The organism is Vibrio sp. Vb1554, assembly GCF_033344235.1.
This window is the reverse complement of the sequence record NZ_JAWPOJ010000013.1, coordinates 1-13,192: the sequence shown is the minus strand read 5'-3', so window position 1 is coordinate 13,192 and position 13,192 is coordinate 1. Positions and strand designations below refer to the sequence as shown.

General features: G+C 43.4%; 13 protein-coding genes. 11 read left to right on the top strand and 2 right to left on the bottom strand.

Annotation, left to right across the window (positions count from 1 at the left end; all coding sequences use genetic code 11):
• Positions 1 to 186: 186 nt before the first annotated feature.
• The 8 genes from R8N28_RS12570 to R8N28_RS12535 all read left to right on the top strand — a co-directional run bounded on the left by R8N28_RS12570 (position 187) and on the right by R8N28_RS12535 (position 8,076).
• Entirely contained in the window at positions 187 to 1,704 is a 1,518-nt protein-coding gene (locus R8N28_RS12570) for a fumarate hydratase (RefSeq protein ID WP_005376905.1), read from the top strand.
• 174 nt (positions 1,705 to 1,878) lie between these two features.
• A complete protein-coding gene (locus R8N28_RS12565) occupies positions 1,879 to 2,064 on the top strand; it encodes a hypothetical protein (RefSeq protein ID WP_005376906.1) in 186 nt (61 codons plus the stop codon).
• Between the two features lie 256 nt (positions 2,065 to 2,320).
• Positions 2,321 to 3,697 (top strand): YcjX family protein, encoded by a 1,377-nt coding sequence (locus R8N28_RS12560; RefSeq protein WP_065274661.1) that lies wholly within the window; start codon positions 2,321 to 2,323, stop codon positions 3,695 to 3,697.
• Complete coding sequence (locus R8N28_RS12555) at positions 3,694 to 4,734, top strand: YcjF family protein (protein WP_065274660.1); 1,041 nt, start codon at positions 3,694 to 3,696, stop codon at positions 4,732 to 4,734. Before R8N28_RS12560 ends, R8N28_RS12555 begins: the two co-directional genes overlap by 4 nt.
• A gap of 100 nt (positions 4,735 to 4,834) precedes the next feature.
• Positions 4,835 to 6,379 carry a transcriptional regulator TyrR gene (gene tyrR, locus R8N28_RS12550; RefSeq protein WP_017820442.1) on the top strand — a complete coding sequence of 515 codons (1,545 nt, stop codon included), beginning with the start codon at positions 4,835 to 4,837 and terminating at the stop codon, positions 6,377 to 6,379.
• A gap of 36 nt (positions 6,380 to 6,415) precedes the next feature.
• Positions 6,416 to 7,000 (top strand): ribosomal protein S5-alanine N-acetyltransferase, encoded by a 585-nt coding sequence (gene rimJ / locus R8N28_RS12545; RefSeq protein WP_005388271.1) that lies wholly within the window; start codon positions 6,416 to 6,418, stop codon positions 6,998 to 7,000.
• A gap of 1 nt (position 7,001) precedes the next feature.
• Positions 7,002 to 7,589, top strand: coding sequence for an HD domain-containing protein (locus tag R8N28_RS12540; protein ID WP_005376917.1), 588 nt, complete (start codon positions 7,002 to 7,004; stop codon positions 7,587 to 7,589).
• Positions 7,590 to 7,602: 13 nt separating this feature from the next.
• Entirely contained in the window at positions 7,603 to 8,076 is a 474-nt protein-coding gene (locus R8N28_RS12535; protein ID WP_017636094.1) for a DUF2947 domain-containing protein, read from the top strand.
• Between the two features lie 43 nt (positions 8,077 to 8,119).
• On the opposite strand, the gene R8N28_RS12530 is transcribed toward R8N28_RS12535, so the two are convergent.
• Complete coding sequence (locus tag R8N28_RS12530; RefSeq protein WP_054577706.1) at positions 8,120 to 9,082, bottom strand: integron integrase; 963 nt, start codon at positions 9,080 to 9,082, stop codon at positions 8,120 to 8,122.
• A gap of 236 nt (positions 9,083 to 9,318) precedes the next feature.
• Here R8N28_RS12530 and R8N28_RS12525 point away from each other — a divergent pair, with 236 nt between their 5' ends.
• From R8N28_RS12525 to R8N28_RS12510, 3 genes are all read left to right on the top strand, one after another.
• Positions 9,319 to 9,969, top strand: coding sequence for a hypothetical protein (locus R8N28_RS12525; protein ID WP_029804518.1), 651 nt, complete (start codon positions 9,319 to 9,321; stop codon positions 9,967 to 9,969).
• A 147-nt stretch (positions 9,970 to 10,116) separates the two neighbouring features.
• Entirely contained in the window at positions 10,117 to 10,836 is a 720-nt protein-coding gene (locus R8N28_RS12520) for a hypothetical protein (RefSeq protein ID WP_065274609.1), read from the top strand.
• A gap of 1,238 nt (positions 10,837 to 12,074) precedes the next feature.
• A complete protein-coding gene (locus tag R8N28_RS12510) occupies positions 12,075 to 12,287 on the top strand; it encodes a hypothetical protein (RefSeq protein ID WP_025553613.1) in 213 nt (70 codons plus the stop codon).
• 752 nt (positions 12,288 to 13,039) lie between these two features.
• On the opposite strand, the gene R8N28_RS12505 is transcribed toward R8N28_RS12510, so the two are convergent.
• The coding region (locus R8N28_RS12505; protein WP_139374640.1) for a type II toxin-antitoxin system RelE/ParE family toxin at positions 13,040 to 13,192 on the bottom strand (153 nt) is incomplete at its 5' end.

Genomic DNA, 13,192 nt, shown 5'->3' with positions numbered 1-13,192 from the left:
TAGCCAAACTCCCTCTATTCATAGGGTTTTGAGATGGTTTACAAGTAGGCAACTTCAGCATTTCGTGTGTCGATATCAGCCGTTCGACAATTGTTTATAAAAAACGAAGCTCAAAAGAGCAATAAGCTCAACAAACACGATTGAAGCTAAGCCAATAATGGAAGCATAACTATAACGAGGCATGTAATGACGGTAATACGCAAGCAGGATGTGATCAGCAGTGTCGCTGATGCGCTACAGTATATTTCTTACTACCACCCGCTAGACTTTGTTCAAGCTCTTGAAAAAGCCTATCACCGCGAAGAGAGCCAAGCCGCTAAAGACGCGATTGCTCAGATCTTAATTAACTCCCGAATGTCCGCAGAAGGTCACCGTCCAATTTGTCAGGATACTGGTATTGTGACGTGTTTCGTCAACATCGGTATGGGCGTGCAATGGGATTCGACCGACATGACGGTTCAGCAGATGGTAGATGAAGGTGTTCGACAAGCGTACACGAACCCTGATAACCCGTTGCGTGCGTCAGTACTTATGGACCCTGCTGGTAAACGTATTAATACCAAAGACAACACGCCTGCCGTCGTACATATCAACATGGTTCCGGGCGATAAAGTTGAAATTCAGATCGCTGCGAAGGGCGGCGGTAGCGAAAACAAAACTAAGATGGTGATGCTAAACCCATCTGACGATATTGCTGAGTGGGTAGAAAAAACGCTACCAACAATGGGGGCGGGCTGGTGTCCTCCTGGCATGCTTGGCATTGGTATCGGCGGTACGGCTGAAAAAGCAGCGGTATTGGCAAAAGAATCTCTAATGGAACACATCGATATTCAAGAGCTTATTGACCGTGGCCCACAAAACGCAGAAGAAGAGCTTCGTTTGGATATCTTCAATCGCGTGAACAAACTTGGTATCGGTGCGCAAGGTCTTGGCGGTTTGACGACTGTTGTCGACGTTAAAATCAAAACTGCGCCAACGCACGCGGCTTCTAAGCCTGTTTGTTTGATCCCGAACTGTGCGGCGACTCGTCACGTACACTTCACGCTTGATGGTAGCGGCCCAGCAGAGCTAACACCACCTAAACTAGAAGATTGGCCAGATATCACTTGGGAAGCGGGCGAAAATACGCGTCGCGTAAACTTAGACACAATTACTAAAGAAGAAGTACAAGAGTGGAAGACAGGCGAAACGGTTCTTCTATCAGGTAAAATTCTGACTGGTCGTGATGCTGCGCATAAACGTATTCAAGGCATGCTAGATAACGGTGAAGGTCTACCTGAAGGCGTAGATCTAAACGGTAAGTTCATTTACTACGTAGGCCCTGTCGATGCAGTTGGTGATGAAGTCGTTGGTCCTGCTGGCCCAACAACATCTACGCGTATGGATAAATTCACCGACATGATGCTAGAAAAGACCGGCATCATGGGCATGATCGGTAAAGCTGAGCGTGGCCCTGCAACGGTTGAATCTATCAAGAATCACAAAGCGGTTTACCTAATGGCTGTCGGTGGCGCTGCGTACTTGGTGGCGAAAGCGATCAAGAAAGCTCGCGTTGTCGCATTTGAAGATTTAGGTATGGAAGCGATTTACGAATTTGAAGTTGAAGATATGCCAGTAACAGTGGCTGTCGACTCAAATGGTGTTAACGCGCACCAAATTGGTCCAGACACTTGGAAAGTGAAAATTCAAGAGATGGAAGCATAAGGCAAAGGGCAATCTTGCTGCGTCTCAGCAGAGAGAATGTGACAAGGTGCTGATTTACCTAGCAAACAATTGACAAAAGTGCAGCGAAACCTGCACTTTTTGTCTATATAATTAAGGATATAAACCTTTAGGCATAGCAATCAAACGTTATGCGAACAATAATTAGGAGACGGCATGCCTCGTTTTATTCAGATTCTACAAATTATTCTTGCTGTAGTGATAGGTGGCTTTGTTGGCTATGACTTGATTCTTCACGGTATCAGCATCTTTGATGAAAAGTACGTGACCATCACATGTGTGTTGTGGCTGATTTTAGAAATCGCTCTATTTGTTATCTATAAGTTGATCGAAGACGACTAGGCTTAAAGAAAGCGGGTTCCTGTTTAACATAGTAATCAGCGCATATAGAGTTACTAATGCTGTAGATTAAGTAAGCCTCTGAACCACTCAGGGGCTTTTCTTTTTTTAATACAGCATCAAGCCGGATGTTTTGTTCATCTTTTATTAAGGTATATAAAGTTAAACTCATAGAATTCGGGATAGAACAGTATTCATAGATCGAAATTCGAAGTCGCTGACAACGTTGTTTTAAAGTGGAGTAAGATAAAGAAGCGTAATGAAGAGAATAAAGAAAGAAGTTAATGACTTTATCAACAGAGGTATGGACTCTAATGTTCGAATTGCTGTCACCGGACTTTCTCGTGCCGGTAAGACGGCATTCATCACGTCATTAGTGAATCAGCTTCTTCATACTGCAACCCATGACAATTTGCCTCTTTTGACTGCGGCTAGAGATAAGCGCCTTATTGGGGCGAAGCGTGAGCCTCAATCGAATATGATGGTGCCACGCTTTGCTTACGATGAGGCGATGAGCCAAATTCATGCCACTCCACCTCAGTGGCCAGTACCGACACGTGATGTGAGTGAGATTCGCTTAGCGCTCAAGTACAAACCAAATAAAACTACGAAAAAGCTGTTGAGTAAAACCGCAATTTTAAATGTTGATATTATCGACTATCCAGGAGAGTGGTTGCTCGACCTGCCTTTATTGGACATGGACTTTGCAACGTGGTCGCAAACTCAGTTTGATGCACTTAAAGGCCAGCGTGGCGATTTAGCCAAAGCTTGGCTTTCTGAACTGGAGAAAGTGGATCTCTTTGCAGAAGTGAATGAGAAACTACTTGAGAAAGTTGCACACACATACACCGAGTACCTTCATGCCTGTAAAGACGCTGGCCTTCATTGGGTTCAGCCTGGCCGCTTTGTATTACCTGGTGAGCTAGCAGGCGCGCCGGTGCTACAGTTTTTTCCGTGTCGTGTTGATTCGGAAAGCAAAGCGTCCAAGGGCAGTAACTTAGCGATGTTAGAAGCCCGTTTTCAGGAATACCAACAGAAAGTCGTGAAAGCGTTTTATAAGCATCATTTTGCGACCTTCGATCGCCAGATTGTACTGGTGGATTGTTTGCAGCCTCTCAATGCCGGTGATGAAGCGTTTTACGACATGCGCCAAGCGCTAGAACAGATCATGCATAGCTTCCGCTATGGTCGTAGTAGCTTTTTGCGTCGTTTGTTCTCACCAAAAATCGACAAAGTGTTGTTTGCTGCTACAAAAGCGGATCATATCACGCCCGATCAGCACCCAAATTTGGTGTCTCTGCTCCAACAAATGGTGCATCCAGCATGGCAAACGGCAGCCTACGAGAATATTGAGATGAGCTGCATGAGTATCGCTTCCATCCAAGCAACCACGACGGGGTTTATTTCCTCTGGAGATAAGACCATCCCGGCGTTACAAGGAACAACATTGGGTGGTGAGCCGATGACTATGTTTCCCGGAGAGGTGCCGAAAAAGCTACCAAATGCAGCGTATTGGCAAAACAACGGGTTTGATTTTACGTCGTTTCGTCCGATGCCCTCACCGAATGATGAGCCAGTGAAGCACATACGCTTAGACAAAGCATTGGATTACCTGATTGGAGATAAATTGAAATGAGTGAGTTGAAGCAAAAACAAGTTTTCTCTGAAAAGGTAATGGAAAAAGAGCAGCAATCGAATCAACCGGAATTGACGGCGCAGCAAACATTCGGCGAAAAAGAAACATTTGTACCTGTTGAAGTTAAAGAAGCGCACCAGGAGACCGAACAGGAATTGCAACTCGAGCATGTCATTCGTCCAAAATCGGGCAGAAAATGGCTCGCGACTGGCGCATTTGCAACTTTTGCTGGTCTGGTTGGCTGGCAAGCGGTGGACTCGGTTATAACCGCAATTCAGGCTTCTGATTGGCTAGCCTTAAGCTGGACGGGGTTTATTGCTGCGATCGCTTCGCTTGGTTTAGGAGCTATGGGTAAAGAGCTTTGGAAACTGCGAAAACTACGAAATCATTTTAGTGTTCAAGAAGAAGCAGAAGCACTTGTTAATAGTGAGAGCGTTGGGAAAGGGAAAGCCTTTTGCGAAACCGTAGCAGAACAAAGTGGTGTGATGGCAGAGAATCCGGGCTTTGATCGTTGGCAGAACAGTATTAACCCTGCTCATAGTGACGCTGAAATTCTTGATATGTATGACTCGATGGTGGTGAGCCAACAAGACAAGTTGGCAACGAAAATCGTATCACAGCACGCAACCGAGTGTGCGGCCCTAGTCGCCGTGAGCCCTCTGGCTGCCGCTGATATGTTGCTGGTGGCTTGGCGAAATTTCAAAATGATCGACAACCTCTCCAAGGTATATGGGGTAGAGCTAGGTTATGCATCTCGCATCAAGTTACTAAGAGCGGTATTTGTCAATATGGCGGCGGCTGGTGCCAGTGAGATCGCTATTGATGCCAGTATGGATTTGATGTCGATGGATCTTGCTGGCAAAGTTTCTGCTCGTGCGGGGCAGGGACTAGGTGTTGGTATTCTAACGGCACGTTTGGGCTTGAAAGCGATGACCTTATTGCGTCCACTACCCTGGTATCCTGACCGTCAGGTTAAGTTGGGCACCATACGCAAGGCTGTGGCGGCGAAAGTTGCATCAATTACGATGAAACCGTAACGAATATCAACTTTGATGGATAGGATTGCTTGACGCCATTCCAAGCATGATAGAAACTACTGTCAACTTTTCCTGACAGTTGTGAATTGGGATATTTTAAGTGCGTCTTGAAGTCTTATGTGAAGATCGACTCGGCTTGACCCGAGAACTGCTCGATATTTTAGCGTCTAAAAGCATCGACTTGCGTGGTATCGAAATCGATATTAGCGGTATTATCTATTTGAATTGCCCGGATATTGATTTTGATACGTTTAGTGAGCTGATGGCTGAAATCCGCCGTATTCCGGGGGTGAAAGACGTACGTAAAATCCAGTTTATGCCGATGGAGCGCCACAATACGGAGCTGCTCTCGTTAGTTGATAACTTGCCCGATCCGGTTTTTGCCATTGATCTTAAAGGTGCCGTAGACATGGCAAACATGTCTGCACTTTCATTGCTTGGCCTTCACAAGCAAGAAGTGATTGGTACTCAAATCGGTGCTTTGTTACCAAGTGTTCGTTTCTCTCGTTGGTCTGAAGGTGTTAATGGTCGAACGCGGGAAAACCTTGTGATTGATGGCTTGGACTATGTTCTAGAGTTGATGCCCGTTTATATCCGAGACGAAGCGCAAAACTCGACTCTAGCGAGTACTCTAATGACGATTCGCTCTAGTCAGCAAGTTGCCAGAATTGAAGAAGCGCTACCGCTGCATAATCCTCTGGGTTTTGAACACTTTGTTGGTATATCGAACCGTCATAAAGCACTAATGAACCAAGCTAAGAAGCTGTCTGTGCTTGACCAACCATTGTTGATTGAGGGCGAAACGGGGACCGGTAAAGAAATGCTTGCTAAAGCTTGCCACAGCCGTTCTAGCCGCGCGAGCAAGCCATTCCTAGTTTTGAGTTGTGCTTCGATGCCTGACGATGTAGCAGAAACCGAACTTTTTGGTCATGCGCCGGGTTCATTCAATCATGAACAAGGCCACAAAGGCATCTTTGAGCAAGCAAATGGCGGCACGGTATTTCTTGATGAAATCGGTGAAATGAGTTCGCACCTTCAAATCAAGCTGTTACGTTTTCTACAGGATGGTAATTTCCGTCGTGTCGGTGCAGAAGATGAGATGCATGTCGATGTTCGTATCATCGCTTCAACAAAACATAACCTTGCCGAGCTTTCTGAAGCAGGAATGTTCCGTGAAGATTTGTATTATCGTCTCAACGTACTTACGCTCAGCATTCCTCCGTTACGTAAGCGCTCAAACGACGTTGCACCATTGCTTGAGTTGTTTGTGGCGAAACATGCTCAACAGCTTGGGATTGATAAGCCAGAGTTTGATGATGGTCTAGTTGATGCCCTTGCAAATTATCAGTGGCCAGGAAACATGCGCCAGCTGGATAACATGGTTCTTCGAGCGCTCACGGAAATGGATGGTGATATACTAAACGCGGATCACTTCAATTTACCTCAGCCTCAGTCAGTCGGCGCTGGTAGTGCAACGCTTAACATCGACGGTTCTTTGGATGAGATCATGCGTGATTATGAATCTCAAGTTCTGGAACGTTTGTATCAGTCATTCCCATCAAGCCGCAAGCTTGCTAAGCGCTTGAATGTATCGCATACCTCAATCGCTAATAAACTGCGTGATTACGGTATACGTAAGAATTAATCGAATTGAACGAAAAGACGGAATTAATCATTTGTAATGGAAGATAACAGCTCATCTATCGCCGTTCATAAGTTGGACGGTGACTTGCTTCTTCGTACCGCTGAAATCGGTGACGCAGATATGATTGCCGAATATTTTCAAGCGAACCGAGAATACCTGAAACCGTTTGAACCGAAACGTGAAGAGGCTTTTTTCTCAGTGAACGGTTGGTTGCAAAAGCTTATCAAGCTCAATGAGCTGCATCGAATGGGATTGGGGTATTATTGCCTTTTAGTCAGAGCCTCTTCGGGTGAAATGCTAGGTACGATATCCTTTAGTAGTTTGAGTCGTTTCCCTTTTTATTCTTGTAACGTCGGATATTCTCTCGCTGAAAAAGCGCAAGGGCATGGTTATATGCGTCGTGGATTAACCATGGCTTGCGACTACATGTTTAATGTCCAGAAACTGCATCGTATTCAAGCTGGCTACATGCCTCACAATAAACGTAGTGAATCTGTGCTAGAGCATGTAGGGTTCAACCGAGAAGGGTATGCAAAAGATTACCTTTTGATTAATGGTGAGTGGCAAGACCACGTCCTAACGTCGCTTATTAATCCGAATTGGCAGCCAGAAGGGCGATAGTATGGAACGATTGGAAAAGCAGTTAGCACTTGTAATCGAGCTCGATAAACTCAAAAGCATTTTGCGCCGAACTCGAGTTAAAAGTGCTGAAGGGCGCCTCGAAAATAGTGGTGAGCATAGTTGGCATGTCGCACTGATGGCAATATTGATGGAAGAGCATGCGAATGCACCTGTTGATATTTGCCGAGTGATGAAAATGTTATTGATACATGACGTAGTAGAGATCGACGCGGGCGATACCTTTGTTTATGATACTGCTGCGTCTCAAGAGCAAGCAGAAAAAGAAATTAGAGCCGCAGAGCGCTTGTTTGGTATGTTACCCAGCGATCAGGAGCAAGAGCTATTGGCGCTTTGGCATGAATTTGAAGCCGCGCAGACCGATGATGCTAAGTATGCAAAAGCACTCGATCGGTTAATTCCAATGCTCTTGAACTACCATAATAATGGTCAGAGTTGGAAGGAACATGGTGTCTCACGCGAACAAGCACTTACCATTAATAAACGAATTGAATTTGGCTCTGTTACCTTATGGGACAAAGCGAAAGAGTTGATTGAAGAAGCCACAGAGAAAGGTTGGCTGAAATCGTAATAAAGGAGACTGAATGTCTTATTTGCCTTTGGACGAATACCAAAGAAAATGGATTTTTACGCATCAGTCGATGCCTGTGCCAGAAGAAGATTTGGCTTTTATTAAGCCGATGAGCCAAGCCCGCTCAGCACAATTTTGGAAAGAAAATATCAGTGCTCAAAGCCCTGATATGGATAGACTTAGTTCCCAAGACTGGCCAATGAATGAGGCGAATTGGTCTGAAACTGTGGATTGGATGGCTGCGTGGGAGTCGGATGATCCTGACATGCCAGCGGAAGCTGAGGCACATATCGATTGGCAAGACGATGTAACCGTTTACTTTTGCTACGAGAAGTACAATGTCATCGAAACGAAATGGTCTATTTTTAAAAAGCACTGGAAGAACTTTCTCTTTTATGACGATGGTCCGATACTAATAGGACGTCGCCGTTCGCAAGCACTTTGGTTTGATTCAAAAGGCAATGTGAAACTCGGTGTTCGTCAATAAAGAGTTATAAAACAAAGCCACCTTTCGAGGTGGCTTTGTTTTTCTAAAGGCTGGATAATGGACTCAACACACCACCAGCCCCGCGCTCGATAACGTGAGTATAGATCTGCGTGGTTTTTACATCAGTATGCCCTAATTGTTCCTGAACAGTTCTAATGTCTGCGCCAGATTCCAATAAGTGCGTGGCAAAACTGTGTCTTAGTGTGTGGCAAGTTACAGTTTTCTCAATGCTTGCGTCGCTTGCCGCGCGCTTTACTGCTCTTTGTATTGCGCTTTCATTGATATGATGCCTTCTCAATTCACCAGTGTCTCGATCTGCGCTTAACTTTGTTGATGGAAACAAAAAGTGCCAGTTAAAATCTAGCTCCGCTTTTGGGTATTTACGTCGTAAACCTTCAGAGATGTATACCCCCGCATAACCAGGCATGTGTCTATCTTTAAAATAGTAATCTCTTGCTAAATTAACCTGAGCTTTAAGCGGCTCATGTAGCTCTTTTGCTAACGTTACGGTACGATTTTTACCTCCTTTTCCTTGCCAAACACGAACTGCGCCATAATCATAATCGATGTCCTGAACTCTTAAGCGCAAACACTCCATGACTCGAAGCCCTGAGCCATAAAGCAGCTGAATATGGAGTTTATACCTCGGGTCGATATGTTGAACGAATCTTCGGATCTCCTCCCTGGTTAACACAACGGGAAGTTTCTTTTCGGTCAAGGATTTCTGAAATCTCATATCAAGTGATAGTGGGGTTTTAAAATAATCACGATATAAAAATGATATTGAGTTCAGCGCCAAAGCTTGCGTTTTTACCGCAACTTTTTCTTCTACCGCTAAGTAACTCAGAAATTGAATGACATCATCTTCTGCTAGTGTTGATGGGTGGGCGAGCTGGTGAAAAGTGATAAAACGTTTTATCCAAAATAGATAACTTTCGATAGTTTTATTCGCATAATGACGAGTAAGCATGTGCTCTTTTACACTAAGTAAAAACTGACTTTTCATGATAAATTAACCTGTTTATTTATACAGCTCCGTTAATGTATCACCACTTTTGAAATTAGCGTGCTGTGCGCCGCCTAATTGCGCGCGCCACCACACATATTCATACTGTTTTTCTATTTGTTTCATGCATATAAGTGCTACGATTGATAGCGCTTTTGATAAGAAAGAAGGCGGTAGCCTGCCAGAAAAACGGCAAGTCGCCGTATAGAAAGCGTTAAGTTTCATTTGAGGAAAGTATGCATAATAAAATAGGTAGTATTACAGGTGTAGCAGGTTTTATTATTTCCCTGATCTCACTCTATTTTTCTTATCAGGCAACTTTAGATCGTAAAGAGAACCTAAGAGTTTCTTTAAATGCTCAAAGGTTTGGTTATGAAACTGAAATTAAAGCTCCTGTAGCGGATATTATTCCTCCACTACTGAAAACAAATTGGGATGTCGTTGTTACAAATAATAGCGACCGTAAAACCACTATCTTAGAAAGTGATGTGTACTTACTTGGCGATAAAGGGCGGAAAGAGTACTCAGGGTTGTTCCAAGGCTTGTATCAAGAGAATGGTAATAAAGTTAGTTTTCCAATTTCTTTAGAGTCTGGCGACTATCTAAAATTAAGAGCGGTAATCGGTTATGAAGTTGCTCCTAAAGCTTATGCAGAACTTAAACAAGTAGATGGCTTCATTAATAACTCATTTCACATCGACGATATGCATCAATTTTTGTGTAACCACAAAATCGACTTTCGTGACAATGATGCTCTTTGTCAGCAGGGAATTATTAGTATCTCGGATAATTCATCGGACAAATTGTATATTATGCAGCTATCAACATCGCGAGATAATGTTTTTGAAACCGCTGGTTTTTGGTACAAAGTAACTACGACGTACTAAAAACTTAACAAACTGTTTAAGAGTGATTCGCAACGCGTGGCATTTTTACTATGCGTTGCGTTTAGTGTTTAAGGTGGTATGCGGTAGCTTCGGTATTGCGTTGCTCACACCTTAACAGGGCGTTAAGCGACAAGCGGTGGTATAAGTATGTTTAGTAAAAAATTTCTTGATAAAGATCGTTCAGTTCAAGAGCGATGGTTTCGTTTGAAGTTCCACAGTCGCTTTGGTTCAAAGATCCGATACTTGTTTATGCTTCGCCTGCATTACAAATTGAATCGAGAATTTAAGGTCAAAGATAAGGCGATAAATAACGCGATTGACATAACCGTGCGTGAATATCGAAAAATTGACGAAAGCTTGTTTCCTGCGACTAAGCAGTTTTTTAATATTGGTTTGTTTTTCTTGCTCGCCGAAAGAGACATTCAAGCTTTGAAAGCTGATGCTTTCTCACATCCTAATGAAACTAAAAGAAACATTGCTCTCAGAACTCTCATTCTTACTATATATGAGTGGGACATGGGGAAAGTTACTGGGCGTAAAATGCACTTTATCTATGAAGCAACTGGATTATCAGAAACATCCAAGTCTCAAGTTGTAAGTGCACTAAAAGAGCTAAAGAAAGCACGTAAACTTATAGAATCGCAGTTCTCTGAAACACGCCATAACACCATTGCTCATAGAGAGAAAGAAGCAATCAAACAATACGAAATTATCTCTGAACTTGATGTTATGAAGTTTTCGGAAGCATTGACACAATTCTATAAGGCGTCCGATGCGCTATTAACATCTTTGATTGTTGCAATGTTGGAAATTGGCTCACCCAAGAATTTGCTACATCAAGCGATCAACTCCAAGAAAGTCGCTTAACAAAGCGTTTAAGACGGATTCCCAACGCTTGGCATTTTCGGTTTGATTCAGCTTTAGTGTTTACGGCACAATGGTTTAGGTCAGGTGGTAGCGTTGCTCACCACTTAACGCGGCGTTATACGCTATATGAAGAAAGCCTAAAAATTCAGGTCAAAATTGCAGTTTTCAGCGTTGATTTCTGGTCTTTGGGCGTCGAAGTTTTCCTGTTTCAATCCTAGTTTTCTTTGGTTCTTTGTTCACTTTCGGCCTGTTGTTGGCGGGTGATTTTCTTCTTTGGTGCTGATTTTTCAGGGTCATTCTAGGCTGCGTTTTTTGCTGAAACTCAGCTCAGTGAGTTTGTCTTTCTAAAAGCCGATTTACTCGCTGAAAGGGCGCTTTCTTTGGCGTGGTGAGTTCACGTGGTTTCAGTGAGTTTGTTGAAAGTCCTCATTGTGAAATTGTCTTTCCAAAAGTGCTTTTTGGTGTTGCAGGTCCGTTTTCTGCGGCGCGGTTTGTTCCAAGTGGTTTCAGTGACAATCCGCTTTGAGTCTAAGCCTGACTTAAGTGCATCAAAGCACATAAAAATCATGGTTTCAAAGTGGGGCTTGGCATAAAATCTTGGCTTAAACGTTCGTGCGTATAACAAACTGTTTAAGAGTGATTCGCAACGCGTGGCATTTTTATCATGCGTTGGTTTTAGTGTTTAAGGTGGTATGCGGGAGCTTCGGTATTGCGTTGCTCACACCTTAACAGGGCGTTAGTTGCCAACGAGAAAAACGCAGCTAAAACAAAATATTTAGGGCTAAGGTTCGTGTGTTTTTGGCTCGGTTTTCGTATTTCAGTTTCTAGTTATTTGGGTTTGTAAAATCGTGCGTTGGTTTCTTTTATGGTTGTATTCTCTATTTCAGAAACCGATTTATATGTTGAAAGTTAGCTCTGTAACATTGTTTGTCCAAAGGCGCTTATTGGTGTTGTGAGTCCGTTTTCTACGGCGCTGCTTATTCCAAGTGGTTTCAGTGACAGGCGCTTTGAAACTGCGCCTGATTTGAGTTTTCCAAAACACGTAAAGCTAGTGTTGGCAAAGCGGTAATTAACTTCAAATCAAAGCTTTAGGTTTGGCAACTAACAAGGCATTCAAGAGGGATTCACAACGCTTGGCAGTTTTGGTTTGAATTGGCTTAAGTGTTTACGGCAGAATGGTTTAGTTTAGGTGGTGGCGTTGTTCACCCCTTAATGCGGCGTTATGTTCTTGGAGGTTTATGGAAAACTTCAAAATTAGCAGAATCCACACAAAATTAGGCATTTTCCGACTATCTGGAATCCTCAACAATGAAAGTGGTATTAAAAATATCAGCTATATTTCTGCTGAATATATGGGTACTGATGGCTGGTGCGAACTTAATTTACAGTCGGAGCATACTCAAAACTTACTGAGAGACATTCAAATTGAAGTGTTGCAGCACTTAGCTTGAGCAGTCTGTTGCATCGTTCAGACCTGGTTTTGTAAATATCAGTGGTTTCAAATAGCTACGAACATAACAATCAATTTAAGAGGGATTCACAACGCTTGGCATTTTTGCTTCTACTTCAAATTTAGTGTTTATGGCACAATGCTTTAGGTTTGGGTGGAGGCGTTGTTCACCCCTTAATTGGGCGTTAGTACGGGTTTAGCATCAAAGGTCATCAGTTTTGGTGTTTATCTGTTTTGGCGTTCGTCTTTACACCTTTCAGTTTGTACCTTTCACGTTCTTTCCGGTGGCACTATATGCGGAGTGTTTGCTTTGATTTCACCGTTTACGGTTTCTAACTCTTAGCCTATTTCTTTGACGCTTCTTCTCTTTGGTGGTTTTTACTAAGTCAGAATTGCCTTTCTTTGGTGTTGCCGTCCAAGTGCGAGGATCGAATCCTTTTCTAATTTGAAGCCAGTAAAAGTAGGGAAGTTCAGGGCGTTTTTCTTCTAGCCAACTTTTGTCTCTTAATCGAGTTTAGGTTTTGTAGCTGCCCGTCTCACTTCAGTGTTCAAAGCCTTTCATATCATCTAATTTTTCAATATCTTGGAGCGCATGAATAGAAGTAGCGCATGTACTAACAAATTGCTTAAGAGTGATTCGTAACGCGTGGCATTTTCACTTTGCGGTGGCTTATGTGTTTAAGGCGCCGTGCGGTAGCTTTTGTATTGCGTTACTCACACCTTAGCAAGGCGTTAGTTCCCCAGAGGAAGCAATCAATCCGTAGGGAATTTTTGTTTCTGGTGTAGTACACGCATAACTCGGATGATATCGCCCTCAACCCAGTAAGATACAATCATCGAAATCTCAGGAATAATGAGCAATCGTCCGCGGATGCCATCTCGTTGTACACCCATTAAAGGTTGTTC